The organism is Changchengzhania lutea, assembly GCF_006974145.1.
GTDB classification, from domain to species: domain Bacteria; phylum Bacteroidota; class Bacteroidia; order Flavobacteriales; family Flavobacteriaceae; genus Changchengzhania; species Changchengzhania lutea.
In genome coordinates this window covers 2992331-3015323 of record NZ_CP039456.1, presented here as the reverse complement: position 1 = coordinate 3015323, position 22993 = coordinate 2992331, and the positions used below count along the sequence as shown (strand labels likewise).

The 22993-nt window shown below is 33.2% G+C and carries 21 protein-coding genes; 3 read left to right on the top strand and 18 right to left on the bottom strand.

The window, feature by feature from the left end:
* Positions 1-33: 33 nt before the first annotated feature.
* Positions 34-210 (top strand): Arc family DNA-binding protein, encoded by a 177-nt coding sequence (locus tag FAF07_RS13490; RefSeq protein ID WP_142785598.1) that lies wholly within the window; start codon positions 34-36, stop codon positions 208-210.
* Positions 211-265: 55 nt separating this feature from the next.
* Here FAF07_RS13490 and FAF07_RS13485 read toward each other — a convergent pair whose 3' ends face one another.
* Together FAF07_RS13485 and FAF07_RS13480 are read right to left on the bottom strand one after the other, a co-directional pair.
* Positions 266-1135: a DUF808 domain-containing protein gene (locus FAF07_RS13485; RefSeq protein WP_142785597.1), complete on the bottom strand. Its 870-nt coding sequence runs from the start codon at positions 1133-1135 to the stop codon at positions 266-268.
* A gap of 16 nt (positions 1136-1151) precedes the next feature.
* The gene (locus tag FAF07_RS13480; RefSeq protein WP_142785596.1) at positions 1152-1883 is read right to left on the bottom strand and encodes a CDP-alcohol phosphatidyltransferase family protein; all 732 of its coding nucleotides are present in this window, start codon (positions 1881-1883) and stop codon (positions 1152-1154) included.
* 217 nt (positions 1884-2100) lie between these two features.
* Between FAF07_RS13480 and FAF07_RS13475 the strand changes: the two genes are divergently transcribed.
* A complete protein-coding gene (locus FAF07_RS13475) occupies positions 2101-3171 on the top strand; it encodes a putative type IX sorting system protein PorV2 (RefSeq protein WP_246067705.1) in 1071 nt (356 codons plus the stop codon).
* 173 nt (positions 3172-3344) lie between these two features.
* Entirely contained in the window at positions 3345-4514 is a 1170-nt protein-coding gene (locus tag FAF07_RS13470) for a lipoprotein N-acyltransferase Lnb domain-containing protein (protein ID WP_142785595.1), read from the top strand.
* On the opposite strand, the gene FAF07_RS13465 is transcribed toward FAF07_RS13470, so the two are convergent.
* The 16 genes from FAF07_RS13465 to FAF07_RS13390 all read right to left on the bottom strand — a co-directional run bounded on the left by FAF07_RS13465 (position 4508) and on the right by FAF07_RS13390 (position 22919).
* The gene (locus FAF07_RS13465; protein ID WP_142785594.1) at positions 4508-5899 is read right to left on the bottom strand and encodes an exopolysaccharide biosynthesis polyprenyl glycosylphosphotransferase; all 1392 of its coding nucleotides are present in this window, start codon (positions 5897-5899) and stop codon (positions 4508-4510) included. The genes FAF07_RS13470 and FAF07_RS13465 overlap by 7 nt on opposite strands.
* Before the next feature lie 59 nt (positions 5900-5958).
* A complete protein-coding gene (locus tag FAF07_RS13460) occupies positions 5959-6969 on the bottom strand; it encodes a glycosyltransferase family 4 protein (RefSeq protein ID WP_142785593.1) in 1011 nt (336 codons plus the stop codon).
* Complete coding sequence (locus FAF07_RS13455) at positions 6923-8281, bottom strand: O-antigen ligase family protein (RefSeq protein WP_142785592.1); 1359 nt, start codon at positions 8279-8281, stop codon at positions 6923-6925. Before FAF07_RS13455 ends, FAF07_RS13460 begins: the two co-directional genes overlap by 47 nt.
* Complete coding sequence (locus FAF07_RS13450; protein WP_142785591.1) at positions 8268-9353, bottom strand: glycosyltransferase; 1086 nt, start codon at positions 9351-9353, stop codon at positions 8268-8270. The genes FAF07_RS13455 and FAF07_RS13450 overlap by 14 nt, the downstream gene beginning before the upstream one ends.
* Positions 9350-10471, bottom strand: a complete 1122-nt coding sequence (locus FAF07_RS13445; protein WP_142785590.1) for a glycosyltransferase family 4 protein — start codon at positions 10469-10471, stop codon at positions 9350-9352. Before FAF07_RS13445 ends, FAF07_RS13450 begins: the two co-directional genes overlap by 4 nt.
* A 1-nt stretch (position 10472) precedes the next feature.
* Positions 10473-11384 (bottom strand): class I SAM-dependent methyltransferase, encoded by a 912-nt coding sequence (locus tag FAF07_RS13440; protein WP_185956436.1) that lies wholly within the window; start codon positions 11382-11384, stop codon positions 10473-10475.
* A 29-nt stretch (positions 11385-11413) separates the two neighbouring features.
* Complete coding sequence (locus tag FAF07_RS13435; RefSeq protein WP_142785588.1) at positions 11414-12406, bottom strand: glycosyltransferase family 2 protein; 993 nt, start codon at positions 12404-12406, stop codon at positions 11414-11416.
* A gap of 2 nt (positions 12407-12408) precedes the next feature.
* Positions 12409-13947, bottom strand: a complete 1539-nt coding sequence (locus FAF07_RS13430) for a glycosyltransferase family 2 protein (protein WP_246067704.1) — start codon at positions 13945-13947, stop codon at positions 12409-12411.
* Positions 13941-15086 (bottom strand): glycosyltransferase family 4 protein, encoded by a 1146-nt coding sequence (locus FAF07_RS13425; RefSeq protein WP_142785586.1) that lies wholly within the window; start codon positions 15084-15086, stop codon positions 13941-13943. The genes FAF07_RS13430 and FAF07_RS13425 overlap by 7 nt, the downstream gene beginning before the upstream one ends.
* Before the next feature lie 88 nt (positions 15087-15174).
* Positions 15175-16260, bottom strand: a complete 1086-nt coding sequence (locus tag FAF07_RS13420) for a glycosyltransferase family 4 protein (protein ID WP_142785584.1) — start codon at positions 16258-16260, stop codon at positions 15175-15177.
* The gene (locus tag FAF07_RS13415) at positions 16251-17648 is read right to left on the bottom strand and encodes a hypothetical protein (protein ID WP_185956435.1); all 1398 of its coding nucleotides are present in this window, start codon (positions 17646-17648) and stop codon (positions 16251-16253) included. The genes FAF07_RS13420 and FAF07_RS13415 overlap by 10 nt, the downstream gene beginning before the upstream one ends.
* A gap of 56 nt (positions 17649-17704) precedes the next feature.
* A complete protein-coding gene (asnB, locus tag FAF07_RS13410) occupies positions 17705-19411 on the bottom strand; it encodes an asparagine synthase (glutamine-hydrolyzing) (protein WP_142785582.1) in 1707 nt (568 codons plus the stop codon).
* A 1-nt stretch (position 19412) separates the two neighbouring features.
* Positions 19413-20111 (bottom strand): acylneuraminate cytidylyltransferase family protein, encoded by a 699-nt coding sequence (locus FAF07_RS13405; RefSeq protein ID WP_142785581.1) that lies wholly within the window; start codon positions 20109-20111, stop codon positions 19413-19415.
* Positions 20111-21271, bottom strand: coding sequence for a UDP-N-acetylglucosamine 2-epimerase (neuC, locus tag FAF07_RS13400; protein WP_142785580.1), 1161 nt, complete (start codon positions 21269-21271; stop codon positions 20111-20113). The genes FAF07_RS13405 and neuC overlap by 1 nt, the downstream gene beginning before the upstream one ends.
* Positions 21268-22269, bottom strand: a complete 1002-nt coding sequence (locus FAF07_RS13395; RefSeq protein ID WP_142785579.1) for an N-acetylneuraminate synthase family protein — start codon at positions 22267-22269, stop codon at positions 21268-21270. The genes neuC and FAF07_RS13395 overlap by 4 nt, the downstream gene beginning before the upstream one ends.
* Positions 22269-22919, bottom strand: coding sequence for a methyltransferase domain-containing protein (locus FAF07_RS13390; protein WP_142785578.1), 651 nt, complete (start codon positions 22917-22919; stop codon positions 22269-22271). Before FAF07_RS13390 ends, FAF07_RS13395 begins: the two co-directional genes overlap by 1 nt.
* Positions 22920-22993: the final 74 nt, after the last annotated feature.

Below are 22993 nucleotides of genomic sequence, written 5' to 3'. Positions count from 1 at the left end.
TTTTTACTGTAAACAGTTTGTTACTTTAAAATAATGGCGAAGAAAAAAGCATTTGCTTTACGTATAAATGAAGATGTAATGAAATCTATAGAAAAATGGGCTTCGGATGAATTCCGTAGTACCAATGGTCAAATAGAATGGATATTAAATGAAAGTTTAAAAAAAGCTAAACGCCTCCCTAAAAATAAAGATTCTAATTTAGACGAGTAAAACTTATAGACCTTTAACTGCTCAAAAAAAATTGGATTCACTATAAATTAGCGACTTATTTCTTTGAAAAAATAGATTTAAAGAGTTTCACCAATAGTAGAGCAGCGAAACCTACTGCCAATCCGATAATAGCATCTTTTAGGAAACTAGGAATCCCTTCTAAAAAGTGATGAAGGAATTCTATATTATGAGAAAAAATACCACCAGCTACCAAAATCAAGGCGATGGTCCCGATTACAGATAAACTTCTGATTACCCAAGGCAAGGCATTCACCAAAAAATTACCAATAGCATTAGAAACACTGCGCTCCTTATCATTCAACTGCACCAATCTGTATCCTAAATCATCCATTCTTACTATAAGTGCCACAATACCATACACACCGATGGTAGCAATTATGGACACAACGGTCACTACCAATATCTGAGTTAAAATGGGCTGATCCAATACCGTACCTAAAGCGATGATTACTATTTCTACCGAAAGAATAAAATCTGTAAATATGGCCGATTTAATTTTCTTCTTTTCCAAGCTTAAAACCTTTTCCTTAGATATAGGCTCTGTACTTAAATGTTCAACTTCATGATGATGTGGAACAACATATTCATAAATTTTTTCAACACCTTCAAATGCTAAATAAATACCACCTAAAATTAAAGCTAAAGTAATGGCCCATGGTGCAAATGCACTTAACAAGAAGGCAATGGGCAGTATAATTAATTTGTTTTTTGCAGAACCCTTTGTAATTGCCCATAGAACAGGTATTTCCCTTGAAGCCACAAAGCCAGTTGCTTTTTCTGCATTCACAGCTAAATCATCACCTAAAATACCAGCCGTTTTTTTTGTGCTTATTTTACTCAGGACAACAACGTCATCCATTAAAACTGCTATGTCGTCGAATAACGCAAAAAACCCTGATGCCATGTATTATCTTATTTAATTATTTAATATTAACCCTGTCCAAAACCGACATCACTACATATAATATGATGATTATAGGAATTGCTGCATAATGCAATACGATTAATAATACTAAGCACAAAACTAAAAAGATATAGCGAGTCATATTAGCTCTAAAACTATAATCTTTGAACTTTAAAGCGAATAACTTAATATTAGAATTAAGTATATAACAGCTTAAAAGCGTGACTCCTATTAAAAACCATTTATTTAAAATGATGGCATTGATGATATCGTTATTCTGAAATTCCATAATAAGCGGCAATGACATAATCAATAAGGCATTGGCAGGCGTGGGGAGACCTTTAAAATATGTTTTTTGTTCTTCGTCTAAATTAAACTTAGCCAGACGGTATGCCGAGGCCAGCGTTATACACAATCCCAATAACGGCAGAATTCCTAAATTTGAAAATTCGTAAGCAGACTCTGAACCACTACTCCAATTTGGATCTGTTAACTGAAGTAGTTTAAACATGACAATCCCCGGCACCAAACCACTGGTAACCATATCTGCCAAGGAGTCCAACTGCAATCCCAATTCGCTTTGAACATTCAGTTTTCTGGCGGCAAAGCCATCAAAGAAATCAAAAAAGATTCCTAAGAAAACAAATAACGCCGCTAAAACGAAATTGTTATTTACTGCTAAAATGACGGCAATACAACCACTGAATAGATTAAGAAGTGTTAGCGCATTCGGAATATATTTTTTCATGTGTTTATATTTATTGTTTTTTATTGGTCACATGCGACATCCATTTAATCATTTAACTTGGGTATCAAGTTTTAGTTATAGATGTTTCATGTAGATTGAATTAAATTTTTGTAAAAATAATAAACAAATGGCGTCTAAAACAATCATCAAACAATATCTATTATAATTTCAAGTTTATAGGTTATAAATTATGTGCATATTTGTAAAAAAATTGCGATTGAAACCTTACATAACCACATTATTTTGTGTTTTATCGGTCTCATTATTTTCACAAACGGTTAGAAAGTATTCTAATGAGTTTATGAATATTGGTGTAGACGCTGCTGCACTGGGGATGAGTAGCGCGGTGACTTCGCATTCGGCCGACGTTAATTCTGGATATTGGAATCCCGCAGGACTGACCAATCTTGAAGATAATCAGCTCGCTTTAATGCATTCCAGTTACTTTGCCAATATTGCCAATTATGATTATGCCGCTTTTGCCATGCCATTGGACGATAGAAGTGCGGTAGGTCTGTCTCTTATTAGGTTTGCTGTGGATGATATTCTAAATACTACGCAGCTTATTGATGAACAGGGCAATATAAACTATGACCGGATCAGTCTTTTTTCAACCGCCGATTATGGTCTCACCTTTTCCTATGCCAGAAAATTGCCAATTCAAGGTCTGAATTATGGAGTGAATGCTAAAGTGATTCGAAGAATTATTGGCAATTTTGCTTCTTCTTGGGGTTTTGGTTTAGATGTAGGCATTCAATTTGAAACTGATAACGATTGGAAGTTTGGCGTTATGGCACGTGATATTACAACCACCTACAATTCTTGGAGTATTAATGAAGATGAATTTAAGACCATTCAAGATGCTGTTGAAGGTCAAAACCAAGAATTACCAGAAACTACAGAAATTACGATACCTAAATTACAAATTGGAGTGTCTAAATTAATGACCTTCCACTATGATTATACCTTACTGGCCGCCGCCAATGTAAATGTCCGCTTTGAAGAAAATAACGATGTCATCTCATCTTCTTTTGCAAGTATTAATCCCGCCTTGGGTTTAGAATTTGGTTATATTGATATGGTCTATTTAAGAGCTGGGGTTGGTAATTTTCAAAATGAAAGACAATTTGATAACTCCGAGCAGTTAAGTTTTCAACCTAGTTTTGGCGTTGGCTTCAAATATAACGGGATTCAAATAGATTACGCCTTTACAGATATAGGCGATCAAAGCATTGCTTTGTATTCCAATGTATTTTCATTGAAACTCAATTTTAGTATCTTTAGATAATGAACTCATTTAAACTTTTTAAATTAGCTAAAAAACTGTCCTTTTGCACTCTTTTTTTGTTTTTTTTTCGTTCCGTAGCGATGCTATGCAACTCAAAAAAGCCTTCAACTGGTTACAAAATGGCTAATTTTCGCCTCAATCCAAAAAGTTTAAACGAGTTCAATATGGCCTTTATGCGACAATCATTATTCTACTTTGTATTCCTATTTGTTTCAATTTCAATATATGCACAAGGTCAAATACTTTCGAATGATGCCGAAATAAGTGTCCTAACTATTGAGCCAGGTGTCTCATTAAACGATGCCTTTGGCCATAATGCCTATAGAATTAAGGATCGTTCAAACAGGATTGACGTGACTTATGGATACGGCAAATACGATTTTGATACACCAAACTTCTATTTAAAATTTGCCCAAGGCAAGCTTAACTATTTGATTGACAGAACAGAATTTAATCAATTTTACCAATCCTATGTTTACTATAACAGAAGCATCACAGAACAAGTTCTAAATCTTACACAGGATGAAAAGCAGAGCTTGTATAATTTTCTAATTAACAACTACAAACCTGAAAACAGAGCCTATTTATATGACTTTTTTTATGACAATTGCGCGACTAAAATAAAGGATGTTACTAATAAAGCGATAGATGGCGACCTTACATTCAATCTACCAAAAGATTATAAGCCTGAAACCTTTAGAACATTAATTCAAAATAATCTCAACAAAAATTCATGGGGAAGTTTTGGCATCGATTTAGCTTTGGGATCTGTAATTGATCGAGCAGCCACACCAGAACAACACATGTTTTTACCCGAGAATATCTATACATTCTTTGACTCAGCTCAAATAAACAATAAGGCTCTGGTGAAAGACACAAAAATTTTATTCACGCAAAAAGAAATCGCTAAGCCATCAAACTTTTTAACAAGTCCGCTATTTATATTGGGTATAATAGGCGCCATTATTATATGGTTGACGTATAAAGATAACAAGAATAACACAAGACAAATTTGGTTAGATGTGACACTATTCGCTATAACAGGTATAGTTGGTGTGATTATATTATTATTGTGGTTTGCTACCGATCATACTGCCACGCACCAGAATTATAATCTGCTATGGGCCTGCGCATTAAATATTTTGATGGTAGGTCAAGTGTATAAAAAACAGGCTAAAGCTTGGTTTATAAATTATGTAAAGTTTCTTGTTATTTTATTATGTCTGTTAACATTGCATTGGATAATAGGGGTACAGGTATTTGCTATAGGGTTAATGCCATTACTTATAGCTTTATTCTTGCGTTACCTATTTCTAATCAAACATTTTAAAAAAACTTATTGACCCCTATAGAAAATTATAGTGCTTAATGTTTTTATAATAATATTAGCATCCAAAAAGAAACTGCGGTATTTTATGTAATACAAATCATACTGTAATTTTAACAAGCTGTCATCCACAGATGAGCCGTAACGTGTTTTAACCTGAGCCCAACCCGTTAGACCAGGTTTGATAATATGTCGCGTTTCATAAAATGGCAGCAATTGCGACAACTGTTTAACAAAATGAGGGCGCTCTGGCCGTGGGCCAATGATGCTCATATCTCCTATCAAGATATTTATGAATTGTGGTATTTCATCGAGTCTTGAATGTCTTAAAAATTTTCCGAAAGGGGTTATTCTGTTATCATTTTTCTTTGCCCACACTACTCCAGAAGATTCCGCATTTTTGATCATTGTACGGTACTTAATCATCTTAAAAACTTTTCCGTTCTTTCCAATTCTATCCTGAAAATATAATAAATCCCCTCTATTTCCTATAACATTACCTAAAAAAAATAAAGGCAATACAACGATACCAGAGATAATACCTATAATAGAAATAGCAATATCCAGTAAGCGATGAAAGAATTGATACAGTTTATTTTTATTGTTTCGGCTAAATGGAAAATACTTGTAAAAATCCTTTCCAATAAATTGTATAGGGACACGTTGTGTCATGTCCTCAAACACTTGTGTATATTCCTTAATGGGAAAACCTTCTTCTAATAATTTAATAAGCATACCATTTATTTTTGGTGTAATGATATCAGAATTATAACTGGCTACTATTATTTCAGAGATATGTTCGTCGGCAATAACTTTATAAATCTCACTAGGTTTATACTCCTTAATAGCTTCAAATTGAAGACGCCCTTGGTTTTCGATTTCACAATTTATAAAACCAACAATTTTATAATTAGGATCAGATTCTTTGAAAGCCTCCAAAATGACATCGATATTAGACGTTTCTCCAACTATAAGCACTTTTTTAAAAAATCGTGGGGACACAATAAATGTGATATATGCGGACCGCCAACCAAACAATGCAAACATTATAGAAAAATAAAAGTATAATATTTGTAAACGATTATCTGGTAATAGCGGTGTAAAATACGGTGTTAAAAAATAAAATAGCACAGTAACAGAAACAGCAAGTACTATGTTGGCATATGTTTTATCTATTTTACTGGATTTTTGCAAATCGTAAAGTTCAAAAATAGTTCCGAATATGCTTATATATATTATTAGAACAAAAACCCATCTCCAATTCTCTTTGGTTATGGTAAAATAATCAAAATTGAACGTGTTACTTACAAAGTATAACACGAACAGTATAGATAGAATATCTATTATCCTGAGTAAAATTTTGCGTTCAGAAATATTAAAATGGATACTCGAATTAGACATGAGAGATGAGTAATTTGGATACCAGTAAAGATAATAAGTTAATTTAATTTGACGATGATTCAGCGTAAGATCTCAAACCATAGGTGTTTAATGGTATTCCATTGAAAACTTTCGGCCTTAGCCCTGGCATTAATGCTAATTCTTTTCACTTTTTCAGGATTATTCATTAAATCATCTATCGCCTTTAGAAATTCATCAATTGCTTCGGCATTTACCAGGATACCATCTTTGTCGTTTTCAATCAAATAAGGCAATCCTCCAACATTTGTAGAAACAATAGGAAGACCAAGTGCCATGGCCTCAATAACGCTAACGGGCATGTTATCAACATTTGTGGTATTTATAAATATATTGTAATATTTTGATAACTTTATCCATTCGTGTTTTGATAATTTGCCCGTAAAATTAATGTCGAGATCTAATGATTTTGCCAATGCTTTAGCATCTTCTAAAGTTTCATCTTTTTCGGGACCCACCATACATAATTGTGCGTTTAGTCCTTTATCTTTTAAATCTTTTAAAATTTTTATGGCTAATAACGGATTATATATTTTGGCAAATGTACGCACCCAAAGTAATTTGGGTGTATCTATAATCCGTTTTCGATATTCATAATCTTTAATTTCAATAGCGTTTGGAATACAAATCAAATTGTTATAACCTAAGGCTTCAAATCTTGATTTTGTATATAATGAAGGTGCCACAATAATATGCGCATGACTAAATATAGCCCTACTTAATTTAGGGCTTTTTTTTATTCTCTGTGGTAAATCACCCCCATGAAGAATAGGAATATATTTCAAACGTAATACCCTGCACAATTGACTCACGAAATAAGCATAATAAAAATTATGAGTACTGTAGGTATCTATTAAAACCAAATCGGTTTTATTCGAGAATTTTAAAACACTAAACAACATATCCAGTAATCTTAAAACCCTGTTTTTTTTGTTGGAAGCTCTCTTGACCACAAATCCTTCAGCAATTAACAAATCCCCAAGCGTATCAATAGCGGTAGCGGTTTTACCTTTTTGTGATAACTGGTTTCCTATGTACAGGATTTTTTTCATATGTTATATTTAATAGGCACAAACCATACAGAAATGCTGGAGCAGCTATTCTCATTGCAGAATGGTTTATAGTAAGCAACCAAAACAGATAAAACGAATAAAAAAATAAGTTTGATCGATCCTTAGTTCGCAAAATTAATGGTGTAAATAACAAAATCAAGAAAGCAAATATGCCCAATAAACCGTGTTCTGCGACAATACGACTAATTTCGTTATGGGATGCTGCCAAAATACCTGTTTCATATAAACGAACTTCCTTCACCTTACCCACCCCGATTCCTAAAAAAGGATGATTAACGAATTCATTAATTTCAAAAGTAACTAAATCGGTGCGTCCCGTAGTCAAATCTTGTTTATCCCGTCCCGCTGCATCTTGGTTCGCATAACGCTTATCAATAAATCCTGATGTTTGAATGGAACTAATCATCCATGTAAACAATGCTATCCCTAAAAAAACAAATATTGACCTTAACACAGTCCGCCTTGATTTTGTATTTACTTTGAAGTAGTAAATTGCAATAAATACTACTATCATAATCAACGCTGTAAATACGCCACCTCTACTAAAGGTTACAATGGCTCTAAACCCCATTAGCCCCAATAACAGCAAATCTAAATATTTCAATAGTATGTTTCCTCTGGACATAAAAAAACGAGCTGCCAGTGCAAACATACCAATCCCTAAAACGGTTGCGACTTGGTTTGGACCAAAGCCTCCTGATGCCGCAAAATTAGATTCTGTTCCAGTAATGGCAGACTGTAAATCGGGAGTATATAAAAATAAATACACCATGGTGCTCACTAGCGGTAGTACAAAGGTTGTCAAAACCATTTTAAGTTGTTTAAAACTTACTTTTCGCCTGTAACAAAATATAGCCGAAATGCCCAGACATACTGGCCCACTCAAATTAAAGGCTACCGCCTTTCTTATATCAGTATCAAAACCCATATTGGTAAAGGCCACAAATATACCCGGTATTAATAAGCATATATAAATGACATATACCAGTGCCCCTGAATTAAAACTGGAGCTAAACATATCCATTAAAATGAAAATTATTACTAAATATTTAATTGCCTCATAGAAAAAGGTGCCATTGTTCATTCTGAGGAATACTTCAATTCCTACTATGTAGGCACAAGCCAATAAGACATAGAATGACTTGTTTTTTTTAGAGACCATCAAAATCTTGTAACTAAAGAATATGGTTATTATAAAGAAATACAGCGTAGCAAGTGGTCTAAACACAAAAATAGCTGCTCCTAAAAACACATGAAAAATTAAAAGTTTATGGTAATTAGACAGTTCCATTTGTGGCTTTACTGTATATTTTTAAAAGTTTATTAATGATTTGTTCTTCTGAAAAGCTGGTCTCTACCTTGCGTTTTAAATGCTGTCCCGACTTGACCCTACCACTAACATCCGTAATGTACGTTTTTAATGCTATACTTAGAGCCTCTTCATTTTCGGGATTTATCAGCAGACCTTCACTATCATTTGAAATGACCTCCTTGCAATTACCGACATTTGTAGCGATTGTTGGTAAGCCTGCCAAACCGTATTCCAGTAATGCTATAGGCAATCCTTCTGACTTTGATGATAATACTCCAATATCAGATTGATTGATAATATGTGTGATATCCAATCTGCTTCCGTATAAAAAAACATGATTATCTAAATCTAGCGTTTTAATAAGGTTTTTAACATCTTCTGAATAGGCATCATCAAAATCTTTACCCACACCATGTAAACTCCAATCTGGATGATTTTTTCTAACTTTTGAAAAGGCATGTAGCAAGTTCAAATGGTCTTTTTGTGGTCGTAAGTTAGCCAAATGAAGAATGCGCTTTCCATCTTTACCCTTTAATGTCGTCTTGGGTTTAGAGGTATCACGTATAGCAAAATTTGGCAAATAGGTAACGCCTTTAGTCTTTAAATGTTTTTTAGCCCAATCTGCCAAAATCCTGTTCACACTTATTATATGTAAAAAATAGCCTGAACACAAACGCAATATTAAAAATTTTCTTTTATCAAGGTGTTCACTATGGCCATAATGGTCGTGCCAAATAATCTTAAGTTTTGAGTTGAAAAATTTCATCACAGCAGCTAAAAAAAAAGAGGTGGAGTGTGCATGAATAATTTCAATATCATGCTTTTTAATAAAACCATTTAATCTAATAATGGCCTTAAAATCAATGGTCTTCGTTTTGTTCAAAAAAAGATAACTCACCTTTGTACTCAAGCTTGATTTTAATAAGCCTTCCTTTCTAGTAGCACATAAATAAGAAGAATCAATTTTATAACTCAAGGCATTGGCCATGTTAACCGCCACGCGCTCTGCGCCCCCTGCATCCAATGAATCAATTAATTGTAAAACCCTCATCCAGAAATCAATAATTTAGAAATTTCTTTTTCAAACACATCTAAAGTATAATTTTGAGACCAATTAAGCGCCGCCTTGCTCATTTGTTTTAAGCGTTCTTCTTCATTTAGATGAGCAATAATTTCCTTTACGGCCTGCGATCTATTGGGTTCAATTAAAATTCCTCGTTGCCCAAAATCTAACATATTAGGAACACAGGATATGTTGGTCGCAATGGGAATGACACCAAAAAACATGGCTTCTGCCACTGCTTTGGGCCATCCTTCAGATTTCGATGGTAACATTAAAAAGTGAGCAGACTTTAGAGCGTTTTTAATGACAGCTTTACTGCAATTACCCTTTAGACTCACCACGTGCTGCAGTTGATTATCAGAAATATAACTTGTTAATTCTGACAGCAATTCTCCTTCACCATACATATCTAAGGTCGCCTGATATCCTTTTTTATTTAATGTTTCTATAATCTGAATAGCCAATAATGGGCGTTTTCCTTTTACTATGCCGCCCGTAAAAATAAAGTACAGTTTATAATTATATTGTTTCTCTTGATAACGCTCTCTTTCTGAATTCGAATAAGATGCCGTAAAAAAAGGTTTAATATTTTTTGATTGATTTTCCCATGTACCATACACAAGCACCTGCATGTTTTTGGTTAAAACACTATTGCTCAAAATCCATTTTTGGAGCTTATACGTAAATGGTTGTTTTGCACGAGGGTCCCAATTTCCTGCATACTTCGCGGTTTTGGTTTTCTTGGGAAATAAAATCTGGACCAAACATCCTAACAGTCCAATATTCCCAGGACAACGTAAATGGATATGATCTGCTTTCTGGCACATCGTAAAGATGGCAGAGAGGATTGACGGTAACTTAAATACAGACAAAACCGATGTCTTTATGCTTGTGAATGTTATGGATGGAATCGTTTCAAAGTGAATCTGGTCATGCTGATAGGCTATCTCAATATCCGATGGTGTGCCTTGACTAGTTGGTGCGACTATGTCCACCTCATCAACATGTTTGAACCAGAGATTCATTTCACGTACATAGGGCGCATAAGCGTAAATTTTACCGCTTACAATCTTATGTTCTACATGTGTAATTACGGCAAACCTCATATCACGATTTCAGCTTATAATAGTCATCCAGCAACTCCATATTGGAGCGTTTCACGTCATCCTTCTTGAATACCATACTAAATCCCATAGGTGAAAATAAGCTTAAATATGATGTATTGCTCTTTAATTTATCGAGATATTTCATCCACCCAAATAAATATCTTGTAAGGAATACCATGAGCATTCTTAAATAGCGATTGGAAAATAAATCGATTAAAAACTGGGCATTATAGGTGGCCACAGCACTGGCACTGCCTTCAGAAGCTTCAAATGTTTCCAATTCGCAATTTGGAAATAAACTTCTTAGACCGGTAAATGTAAACCTAAAGAAGTCATAGGGTGGACTGTGATAAGGAAAATTGAAAGGGGTCTCAACCAGCAAATACCCAGACCTACTAACCACGCGCTCAAGCTCATTTGCCACTTCCCATGGTTTAAAGGTGTGCTCCAATACCTGTGAAGCAATTATTAAATCAAAGCTTCCATCTATAAATGGGATTTGGTGTGCATCAAAAACGACATCTGGATGAAATTGCAAATGGACATCAGAAGTGATAACCAATGCGTTTTTAAACATGTCATTATAAAAACCGACTTTATCTCCAGCTCCAATGACCAAAACGCTTTTAATCCCAGATCTGTTTGCCAATGCTTTATATCTTTTGATCTGATTAAAGTCTTTTGACAAACCGGGCAATACCTTTTTTCTAATATCATTTTTTAAACTGCGTTTTCTATAATTTAAATTTTGAGCTGTAGGTCTCCTTTTTAATATATCATCTACTTTAAAAATACTTCTGGATTCGTCAATAATGATTGGTACACTATTTATTGATTTGAACCTAGTGCCATCATCAAAAATCACATTCTCATCACCAATAGTCACACCCTGCTTTTCTGTCAAGGGATTCATTAGGTGTTTTTTCAGAAACTCTAACTTGGTCATTGCATGTTGGGTTTATTGTAAAATAAGGACAGCCATCCTGTAAATCTACCAAAAGTTTCAGTGAGTGCTTCCTTTTTATTGTTTCCATAAAAACTATTGGAAAATCGAACTATCATGAGCAACCATACCGTCAAGTGAAATTTTAGCGTCGCTTTAAAGGTGGGATCTGGATATTTAACTTTCCAAACATACCAACTGTTGCGTACTATCATTTTACCATGCACAAAATTATCTGGACGCCCCGCTGCTTCATGATGGTGCTCCAATCTTGCAGCCGTGTTTAAATATAACTTTCCCAAGCGGGATACCCGTAAACAAAACTCTAAATCTTCATACAGGCCATAGCCTTCAAAATAAGTAGAAAACTTGATGCCGCTGAACACCTCTTTTTTATAAGAAGACACACCACCCATAAAAAACTCCACTGGATATATATTATTTGATGGTGGCAAGTATCCAATAGATCGCCCGTGCGAAAACGTTGGCAAAAAACCAGGGTTAGTATCGGGTTGTAGACCAAAAAATTGTCTTATTTTAAATCGAAAAGATTCCTTTCGCATCCAACCATCATAATAAAATTTTGAAGGGTCTTTTTTATCATCTGCTAATTGCCATGTCACTTCATTGGTGATATAACCTCCTACCGCAATGGCATCAGGGTAATTTACATACGTGGCCATTAATTGTTCAAAATATGCAGGTCCTAAAATGACATCGTCATCTAAAAAACAGATAATCCCGGAGTTTTCTGAAACCTGTTCAATCCCAAAATTGCGTTGTTTGGTCAGACCTCTTTGTGCATCTTCAACCTTAAAATAATTTAGATTTTTAAAACTATTTTCGTTTAAAATAATTTGCGTGTCATTGTTTGTTGATCCGTCAACGATTATAATTTCGTTGGGATATAGGGTTTGTTCATTTACAGACCTGAGTAGGCTTAACAATGGCTCTGCTCTCATGTAAGTACATACAATCAATGAAAAATTCATAATCATTTAGTTCTTTTCCCTAAAACAATCAATTTTTTGGCATAAAACACTGACTTATTAAACTGTAAAATCTTAACAGGAAGCTTTAAAATTTTTAAAGGTATATCTATCAATTTAGCTTTTGTAAAATAAAATACAAAGTATTTAATTTTATACTCCCTGCGCTGAGCATTATCAAAATGTTTAAACAATAGGTACATAATGGTAGGGCTCGGTTTTGGAATAATGTGCTTAACGGGTTTATCTAATTCCCAAGGTTGCATTTTTCTTTTTTTGCCTTTTAAACCAGCTTGTAGGTTCCACAAACGATAACCTCCTACTGGTGGCTTTAAATGTAAATTAACTGAAAACGGATTATGTAAAACGGTTACACCTAATTTGACTATAGATAAACCAAAGTCGCTGTCTTCACCATATCCGCCATCATAATTTATATCATTTCCAATTATAAGATTTAGTATACGTCTGGATACACATGAATTAGCATTACTAAATGAGTGGGCTGCTCCAACCTTCCAACGGGCATCTCCTAAAATAGTTAACTTTTCATCTAAATCATCCAAATCCTGCTGTTGATTATCTGCTCTAATATCTAAACCATTACAAGCATCTGCATTGTAGGTTTGTAATAATCTGATATGATTTTCAATAAATTCAGGTTGAATTCTAATATCGTCGTCACCAAAAACAATATAATCTCCAGTACATAAATCTATCGCTTCGTTTCTTGCTTTACAGCTTCCTTTTGTAGTTTGCCATTTAAAAACCACATTGAAAGAATAATTATTTGCATTATAAAGAGATGTATTGCGGGCTGCTTCTGGTGTAGCATCAATTACAATCACTTCAAAAGGCTTATACGTTTGAGTCTCTAAATCGTTTAAAAGACTTAAAGTAAACTGCTGACGCATCATGGTTGGAATAATATAACTTACATTGGGCCTTCCTTCTATGTCATGTAATTTACGTGGTTTAAGAACCTTAGTCTTATCTTTAAACTCAAATTTTTTTCTTGCGAAACTATACGCCTTGATTTCTTTTATTTTCCAAATCCCACGACGAAATAGCATATAAACACTATGTGAACGCTTAAAATTCTTGGCGTAAAATGTGTAAATATCATTAGTTGATACCTTTATTTCTTTTTCTATATTTTCGAATAATCCATTTATATATAAAGGAATAGCAGCTTGATACCGAAGTATATTAAAACCAAAATCCAAGGCAGCCATCTCTAAATTTTCATAATCACTATCAAAGCCACCAAAAGTTTCCCAAACATGTTTTCGTATAACAAGTGCGTTTGGACTAATTCGCCAACTTACGCAGTGGTTTAAATTGTCGAAATCTTTAGCATACCAAAAAAACACGACTGTTTGATATATAATTTCTGGAAATGCATTCTTATAACCTTGGTCTAAGCTGCTATGCCAAATATCGCCTTCTTCCTGTGCTAATTTAGCAAGACGTTTAAAATCTGGCAAACCGTTATATAATAAAACGTTGCCGTTTGGTGCAATATATTCTTTTAATTTCAGCAAGATTCTATTACTTTTTTATAAAATTTAACTGAGCATTTTGCAATTAGATTATGGCTAAAATGTTTTTTAACTTTCTCTCTTGCTGCTTTACCAAATAGTTCTTGTTTTTTAGAATCGTTTAACAACTCTAAAATACGTTCAGCAAATTGCTTATGATTTGTGGGATGCACTAAAAAACCTTCTTTTTTATTGGCAATCATTTCGTTTGCCCATCCAATATTAGATGCAACAATAGCCTTTTCCATAGCCATAGCCTCTAACCAAGAAATTGGCAGGGCTTCCGCAAAGGTTGGAAAAACACAAACTGTAGCATCGTTAATTAAATTTTGGATTTTAAAATGTGCAACTGTGCCCAGATAATCGACTTTTTTTATAGATGATTCATTAAAAAGTGGTTTCATTAGTTCCCAAGTTGACGATGAACCTGTTTGGATATCCATGCTATCTTTTCCAACAAGAAGTAATTTAACCTCTGTGTTGGATTTATTTACTAAATTGAATATTTCTGGTAATTCAAAAAGTCCTTTTTTACGGATTAATGTTCCAAAATAAAGTATAGTTAACGTTTTGCCATCCCTTTCTTTTGGTTTGAATAAAGAAGCATTAATGCTATTTGGAATAGCCGTAAAACTTTTATTTAATCCCATTAATTCATTGGTCAATTTGCCTGTGAAGTTACTTACACTTATAATGCCATTTGCTTTCTTTAATGCCCGTTTTTCTAAAAATTTGTTTTTATACTTTACTTTTCTATGGTCTAAATAACAAAAATAGGTGTCACTGCCATGTTCTTTAACAACTAATGGACATTTGGGATTAACAAAAGCTGTAAAACCCGTCCAATCAGGGGCTTCTACAATGTCAATTTTTCCAGATTCATATAATGAATTAATTAATCGTTCTACTTTTTTTTGGGTAAGGATGAGAGACAAACCCTTTACTTTTATATTTTTTATTTTGTAAAAACATATATTTTCCTCAGTAAAATAGTCGTCTTCATCCTGTCCATAAATAAGAATACTTATTTCATGTCCTAAATTAGACAATGCTTTGGATAAATTTAAAATACTTGTACCAATACCTCCTGCATTCCCTGTTTTAGGGTGTGGATATTCTGGGGTTAAAAATGCAATTTTCATTTGTTCGTATCCATTTATTTTTAAAAGTCAAATGTAATGCCTATAATTATGAGTAAATAATTGAATAAAATTTAATGCTGGCATTTCATTAGTTCAAAAGATTTAAATGATTTTTAACCATACTATCAATTGTAAATCTGGTTTCAATTAAAGTTCTGGTATTTCCTTTTATACTTTGTTCTCCCTTGATGATAATCTTCAATAAAAGAGATAGTTTTTTTATATTCTTAGCATCAAATATAAATCCATTTTTGTTATGGGTCACAACTTCAGTATTACCTCCAACAGGCGTCGTTATTACAGGAATATTAGCAGCAAGACTTTCTAAAATTGATAAACTAAAACATTCCATATGCGTGGGTTGAATTAAATAATCATAATTTTGATACAAGGCATTTAAATTGGATTGATTGCCTTTAAAGTTAAAAACAGATTCTAAATTATAAAACGTCACCAGTGTCAATAATTCCCTTTTAAACGGGCCATTACCATATACATCAATTTTTAGGTCCGATTTCAAATCATCTGCCAAAAAATCAACAGCTTTAATTAAATCTTGAATCCCTTTAGATTCCCGCAAGTGGGAAACCACTAAAAACTTTGGATTCCCTTTACTTCTTTTGGTAGTTTTAGCGATGATATCATCTATTAAAACCCCATTATAAATAGTTTGGGTTTTGGGCTTTAAAAAACCTCCAAAATCATTTAAAATAGCATTGCTTGTATATTCTGAGACCCCTATAAATTGATTAATATATTTTGAATATAAGATGCCTTTTATTCTTTTTTTTGATTTTTTTTTAAAAGAATAGCCATGTAACGGTCTTGGGTTATGATCTACGACTATAACTTTAGCATTTTGACAGGTTTTGATTTCTAAAAAAAAAGATGTGCATAACTCGACAAAATGGGTAATGATATGTGAATATTTTGGACGGTTTGATTTCAGATAATTTATAACATAATCTTCTAACTTTATGTTATTAGATGGCATGATATTAAACTTATGATAATCGCCATGCCTCGCTACATTAGGAAAAAACCAATCCACTTTAATATGCTGTTCAGTGCATTTTTTATTATAAGCCCAAAAAAAATGATCCATACCCCCTACGCGATCTTCAAGAAGTTCGTAGTTGCAAATAATGGCGATGTATTTGGGGTTTATGCCCATGCCTTTATACTATCTACTAGTAATTTATTTGTTTGTTCTAAGGCCACTCCTACTTGTTGCTTTATAAATTTTTCACGATTTATCGCACCGTTATCCTCTACTAAATATTCTGAAATAGCATTTAAAAATTCGGCTTTACTCTTCACCACCTTTGATGCTTTACTATTTACCAAATGTTCAATATGGGCATATCCAAGAAAACGCTGATCGTTATACAAACCATTGTTAGCATTACCAAAAACAGGGTTAATTACAGGTTTATTAAACAACATAAAATCTAAACTCATAGTCGAAAGCATGTTGATATTTAAATCACAATATTCCAATAAAGCCCGTAATTGTTTAACATCTTCTAGTGTGGGTATGCGTTGTGACCAAGATTCTTGATGATTTGGACGGACTTGTTTCCACTTTGGGAAATGCCATTTAATAAATGGAAAAAAATATCCTAGAGATTCAAAGCGTACTGGATCTTCAGCAGGTGAGGTTCTAACAATAAAATTTACAGGTCCTATAATTTTATTTTGAATAGCTTCGGCAATGGCTTCAATATATAATTCATCGTTTTTACTTGTAGAAATGTCACCGCAACTAAAACAAATGGTTTTTAAATTTGGGTCTAAATTGAATACATCTAAAAATTCTTTTTTAGACATCTTATATTTTTCCATGACATAAGGAACAAATTGAGGCGTACCCACAACTTTAACCTGATGCTCTTTAATTGATGTGTAAAATTGAAGTAAATCTTGTTTCATTAAATTGCTCCACACTAAATAATAATCAAAATTTGAAGCCATTCGTCCTTTTGAAGCTAAATTATCCCAACTAAAAATAAAGGCTGCCGTTTTTAATTTAAGTTGTTGTGCCGCATAAACCAATGGCGCGATATATGGCGGCCTTTGATGCGTAAAAAACAACATACTAAATTGTTCTTCTTTTAAAATAGACTGATATGTTTTTGTTATTTTATGGCTTTTAAAAGTCGAATTTTGAAGTTTCTGAAACTTTTGTATCGCTGATTCTGAATGAAAAAGCGCTGTTAATCTATAAATAAAACGCGTCGCATAACCCCTAGTGGTTTTAAGTTTTGAATCATTGGTTTTTAAATTATCTTGAATACCTAGATTTCCTTTCTCGTGCAATTTAAGATGTGCTATTTCCTTTGCTTTTCTAAAAAACCATGTTTTAAATATTTCTTCAAAAACATCTAATTCGATTACTCTTAAATTAGTATGTTCGTTGTAGATTTTTTTTGGTAAACACGATAAAATAACGACCTCCTTAAAAGATTGTGTTGCAAATTTTAAAAAATCACTTAAAATAAAATTTCTAAAACCAACACCATCGGTGATTACTAAAGCCAATTTTGATTTTGTGTCTTGCAAATTTAGATTGATTGTTAAACGTTAAAGATACCATTTTAGTGATAAAAATGGGGTTATTAAGTAGATAACATAGAGAAGTTAACCAACTGCCAAATATGAAAACTTGATTGATTATCACCAGCTAAAAACTTGTTCCATTCCAAATCTATTTCCTTTTCATTAAACCACGATCTATGCGCACCAGATTTAATATTATTTATATGATTTTGAACAAAATCCTTTAAATCCGTACCCATCCATTCACGTTGGGGAGTCTGTAAAGGGCGTTTTGGTGTATAGGAAACATGACTATCAACGTAGCGGTTTATTATATTCCTTAAAAGCCACTTACCCTGATTATTTTTTATTTTAAATTCAGTAGGAAGCGAAAAACCAAATTCCACTAATCTATAATCTAAGAATGGTACTCTTAACTCTGTTGAATGTGCCATAGAAATCCGGTCATTAAAACGTAAAGTCCTGGGTATTTTAGTGTAAAATAAATCTCTGTACTGAATATTTTTTAATGCTGAATCAAAAGGCTTAGGATATTCGTTTTTTGAGATATTACCCATGAAAGATGCATGCAAAATATGCTTTCTAAACGGATTCTTTTTTACGCCTTGAATTGTAGTATTAGAATTATTTCTATAATAATCGTAACCCGCTAATTGTTCGTCCATTCCTTGTCCATCTAAAAGCACTTTTACGCCTTTTCTTGATGCAGAAGCAAATAATTTTGAATACGCTAATGTTGGTATGCCTCCAAAAGGTTCATCCTGCATATTCGATATAAAACGAGATAAACTAGGGACTTCACATGAAGATAGCAAAACTTTATTTAACGGACTCTTATAACGCGCAATAATTTGTTCTACCCATGGCAGTTCATCATAATTTTTATCTCCTGTGTAAAATGTAAATGCCTCAATCTTCGACATATCTTTTTGCGAAATATTTGCCATAGTAAGTAACGCCGAACTATCCAAACCACCACTTAAGTTAAACCCAACAGGAACATCTGCACGAAACCTTAAACTAATACTATCTATCAGTAAGTCCTCATAAATCTCTTTAGCTTCTTTATAATCATTTATTTTGTTTTGATGTTTTACATTAGCTACAAAATCATACCACTTTGTTATTTTTACTTGATTATCAGAAAATTCTAAATAATGACCTCCTGATAATTGATTGATGTCCTCCCAAAATGTTTCATTTGGCAAACCATAACTTCCATTTGCAAAATAATTAGACCAAGCCGTTTCATTTGGTTTTCTGTTAACTCCAGAATTATGAATCGCTTTGATTTCACTAGAAAAAATACATATATCTTTATTCTTATAATAATAAAATGGCTTGATACCAAAACGGTCTCTTGCAGCAAATAATTCTTTTTTAAGCGTATCCCAAATGGCAAACGAAAACATACCATTAAGCATTTTTAAACAATCTTTACCATACTTTATAAAAACTCCCAATAATACTTCAGTATCAGACGAGGTTTTAAAATTGTAGTCGTGCTTCAAATGTTCTTTAAGTTCTAAATAATTATAGATTTCACCGTTATAGACCATTATATATCTGCCTGAAGTATCTCTAAAAGGCTGATTAGCATTTTGGGATAAATCAATTATGGAAAGTCTGTTGTGTCCTAATGCAATAAAGCCTTTATCAAAGAAAGTTCCTGTAAAATCTGGACCTCTGTGAGCTTGAAGCTCTAGCATACTTTTTAATTGAAACTCATAATCTCCTGTTCCAATAAGACCTGCAATACCACACATTCTACATGTTATTTAAGTTTAAAAAAGCCTCTGCCTTTTTCCAATCTTCCAGAGTATCAATATTTATGGTATAATTCGAAGGTGATTTTATATAAGCTAATTTGGAACCGTATAAAGAATTTTGTTCTAACAGAACATTGGTTTTTGTAATATAGATTAGTCCATCTCTATGATACACTTCTGGTAAATCCTGACGTCTGGAAACTATTTCTTTTTCACCAGTAAATAATTCTAAATTTCCTTTTTTGTCTTTTTTAAAAGTCCAATGTGGGTTATAGTCATCTGGAACTCTTTGAACAGAAACTAAAGCATCACAATCACTTTCTTTAAACTTTTTTATAGCTTCATCTATAAACTTACCCGTTTTAAAAGGACTAGTAACTTGAAGTAAGCAAACTGCATCAAAACAAATATTTTGTTCAGCGTAAAATTTTAAAGCATGCTGAATTACCCCAAGAGTGGGCGATTTATCTTCCGCAAGATGTTTTGGTCTCACAAAAGGCACTTCCAAATTAAGTTTTTTTGCAACTTCAATTATAGCTTCGTCATCCGAACTTAAAATTAAATTAGTTAATTTTTTCGAATCTTGAGCAGCTTCAATGGTATATTGAATTAAAGGCTTACCATTAAGGATTTTAATGTTCTTTTTAGGTATGGATTTAGAGCCTCCTCTTGCTGGTATAAGTCCTAAAATCCTCATTAATAAGCAATAGTTTTATGAAAACGCAATTCAACTTCTGCTAAAATATCAGCGATTTTCTCACCTGAATTCCCATCGCCATACATAGCATCATTAGATATAACATCTTTAACTTCAATTCTATTTAATATGGCTAATTTAATTTCATCCAACACATAAGAAACATCTATCATATTATTCCCCCTTGCTCTTCCGTTTTGCCGAGTACCTATGTTTACAACTGGTACTCCCAGATAAGCACACTCTCTAATTCCAACGCTAGAATTACCCACTAAACACTTACTATTTATGAGTAAACGTAAAAAATCTTCGGGAACCATATTTTTAAAAAAGTGAATGTTTTCGGGTTTATGAATTTCTCGATACGATCGAATTCCATTAGAAGTACCATCGGCACCAGCATCAACATTTGGCCAAAACCAGAATGTGGGAATTCCTAAGTTATGAACTACTTTTAACGTCGTTAACACATTTTCTTTTGCTTGATTATATTCTGTAGTAACAGGGTGTTGCATCACGACAATATAACCTTCTTGCCAATTAATTGTATGTCCTACACCACCATATTTTGTTATAGGGTTAAAATTCAATTCTGGAGATTTACTAACCTGATACGCAATATCGATTGAAGGGCAACCTGTATTAAAAACATAATCAGCATCCTCTCCCATTCTAATAACTCTTGCTTTTGCATCTTCCGAAGCTACTAAATGTATATCAGCTAGTTTTGTATTTGCATGACGGACTTTTTCATCAATATTCCCCGTAACTTCTCCTCCTTGAACATGAATTAGAGGGATATTTTGATAAGAAGCGGCAATTGAGGTAGCCAGGGTTTCAAAACGGTCTGCAATCGTAACTACCGCATCTGGTTTTAAATTATAAAAGGTATTTGCTAACTCCATTACTCCCAATCCTGTAGTTTTTGCCATCGACGTCTTGTTTTCTCCCTCTAAAACCATAAATACTTTTGCGTCTATTTTAAATCCGTCATTTTCAATATAATCAACCGCATTACCATATCTATCCAACAAAGCAGAACCAGCCACAACAAGTTGTAATTCTAATTTAGGATGCTTTTTTATTGCTGTTAAAGCTGTTTTTATTCGACTGTATGATGGTCTTGCCGTAATAACAACACATATTCTTCTTAAACTCATTTGATATCGTGTATGGTTAAAAAATCCCACTTTTTCATATTTCTTATTATCTGTTTTCCAATAATAGCTTCGAAATTAGATGCAGGAATTCCCTTATTGGCTGGTTTCTTTGCTTCTAAATCAGAAAACTTGATAATCTGTCCAGATTGTAAGTCTTTGTTTATGGCTAAAGATTTTTCAAAAATAGATTTAAGTTCGCTAAATTTTGAATTATCGGATTTATCAACTGGATGCATTTGGGCTTTTTCGATGTTCCGAACAGCCTCTGAAAGCGTTTTAACATCTTCAATAGTAAGTGATGACGTAACATCTGGCCCGAAATCATTGCTACTAAAAACGGCATGAAACTCCAAAATCTCAGCACCTAAAGCTACAGCAGCGATAGCCGTTTCAATTTTTGAAGAATGATCTGAAAATCCAACCGGAACATGATATCTTGATTTTAGTTCTTGAATGACATTTATACCATATTGCTCTGGTTTTGTAGGGTATGATGTGGTACATTGCATTATTGAAAACGCTACTTGTTTAGATTTTAGGAATGCTACCGTTTTATCCAATTCTTGAAAAGAGCTCATCCCTGAAGATAATATAATAGGTTTACCCGTTTGAGCTATTTTTTCTAATAACAAAAAATTATTCACTTCTCCAGAGCCTATTTTATATGTTTTCACCCCTACTTGCTCCAACAAATCTACCGCCATATTACTAAAAGGAGAACTCATAAACTCTAAACCCATATCATTACAATGTCGTTTTAAATCTATCCATTGCTCTAGTGTAAACTCCATGCGTTTCCAATAATCAAAACGGGTTTTATCTTGTTTTGAGAATTTCACTCTAAAAGGTTCATAAATACTGCTCTCAGCCTCGGCTATATGAGTTTGGAATTTAATAACATCAATACCTGTCGTTGCGAGCGCATCAATATAACTATGGGCAGTAGCAATACTTCCATCATGTGCTTGTGCAATTTCAGCTATTAGTTTAATGCTCATTATTTTATCTTTCTTGCTACTATACCGTAACTCATCCCTTTTGCAAATGGATTTCTATATTCTATGTATGCTTCTATTTTAGACTTAAACCAATCTTTTAAAGAGGTACTTTTTTTATCTTTATATTGCATATCTACAATAGCATATTCTAAAATCTCAAAACCACTTCGATTTAAAAATTCGCAAACTACATGTTTCCATGGCGTGAAAACATGATTTTCTTTAATGTGCTTTTTTTGAAACGCGTAAAGCGACCCTCTTAAAAACAAACTTAATGTATTTTTACTAGACTGCGGATTTGGGGTACTCAAAATTAAAACGCCCCCTTTTTCTATATGATTTGAAATATTTTGTATGCCTAAAAGCGGATTATCAAGATGCTCTAAAACTTCTAAAAGTATAACTATTCCTGCTTTATCAGCCGTTGTTGGTGCAGGATTATTTAAATTCCAGATAATGGTTTCATCCATTTTTTTAATGAAATCGAAAGGTTGCCACTTAGCGTTTACGTTTTCAATGTCTTTACGCATGTGCCCAAATCCAGCACCAATATCACTAACAGTTTTATTTGGTGCGTGCGGGATATATTTATCCAACATGGCTTTTGCAAAACCACCTCTATTCTTATATGTATTGATATCTATATTCAATTTTACTTAGTGCCCATAAATTTATAAATCGAACTCGTTTAAACTTTTTCTATTTCCTAAAAAATGGCTGAAAT

Bases quoted from the DNA above. Each gene is read 5' to 3' on its own strand.
- FAF07_RS13490 (WP_142785598.1), top strand. From the start codon at position 34: ATGGCGAAGAAAAAAGCATTTGCTTTACGTATAAATGAAGATGTAATG.
- FAF07_RS13485 (WP_142785597.1), bottom strand. From the start codon at position 1,135: ATGGCATCAGGGTTTTTTGCGTTATTCGACGACATAGCAGTTTTAATG.
- FAF07_RS13480 (WP_142785596.1), bottom strand. From the start codon at position 1,883: ATGAAAAAATATATTCCGAATGCGCTAACACTTCTTAATCTATTCAGT.
- FAF07_RS13470 (WP_142785595.1), top strand. From the start codon at position 3,345: ATGCGACAATCATTATTCTACTTTGTATTCCTATTTGTTTCAATTTCA.
- FAF07_RS13465 (WP_142785594.1), bottom strand. From the start codon at position 5,899: ATGTCTAATTCGAGTATCCATTTTAATATTTCTGAACGCAAAATTTTA.
- FAF07_RS13460 (WP_142785593.1), bottom strand. From the start codon at position 6,969: ATGAAAAAAATCCTGTACATAGGAAACCAGTTATCACAAAAAGGTAAA.
- FAF07_RS13455 (WP_142785592.1), bottom strand. From the start codon at position 8,281: ATGGAACTGTCTAATTACCATAAACTTTTAATTTTTCATGTGTTTTTA.
- FAF07_RS13450 (WP_142785591.1), bottom strand. From the start codon at position 9,353: ATGAGGGTTTTACAATTAATTGATTCATTGGATGCAGGGGGCGCAGAG.
- FAF07_RS13445 (WP_142785590.1), bottom strand. From the start codon at position 10,471: ATGAGGTTTGCCGTAATTACACATGTAGAACATAAGATTGTAAGCGGT.
- FAF07_RS13440 (WP_185956436.1), bottom strand. From the start codon at position 11,384: ATGAATCCCTTGACAGAAAAGCAGGGTGTGACTATTGGTGATGAGAAT.
- FAF07_RS13435 (WP_142785588.1), bottom strand. From the start codon at position 12,406: ATGAATTTTTCATTGATTGTATGTACTTACATGAGAGCAGAGCCATTG.
- FAF07_RS13425 (WP_142785586.1), bottom strand. From the start codon at position 15,086: ATGAAAATTGCATTTTTAACCCCAGAATATCCACACCCTAAAACAGGG.
- FAF07_RS13420 (WP_142785584.1), bottom strand. From the start codon at position 16,260: ATGGGCATAAACCCCAAATACATCGCCATTATTTGCAACTACGAACTT.
- asnB (WP_142785582.1), bottom strand. From the start codon at position 19,411: ATGTGTGGTATTGCAGGTCTTATTGGAACAGGAGATTATGAGTTTCAA.
- FAF07_RS13405 (WP_142785581.1), bottom strand. From the start codon at position 20,111: ATGAGGATTTTAGGACTTATACCAGCAAGAGGAGGCTCTAAATCCATA.
- neuC (WP_142785580.1), bottom strand. From the start codon at position 21,271: ATGAGTTTAAGAAGAATATGTGTTGTTATTACGGCAAGACCATCATAC.
- FAF07_RS13395 (WP_142785579.1), bottom strand. From the start codon at position 22,269: ATGAGCATTAAACTAATAGCTGAAATTGCACAAGCACATGATGGAAGT.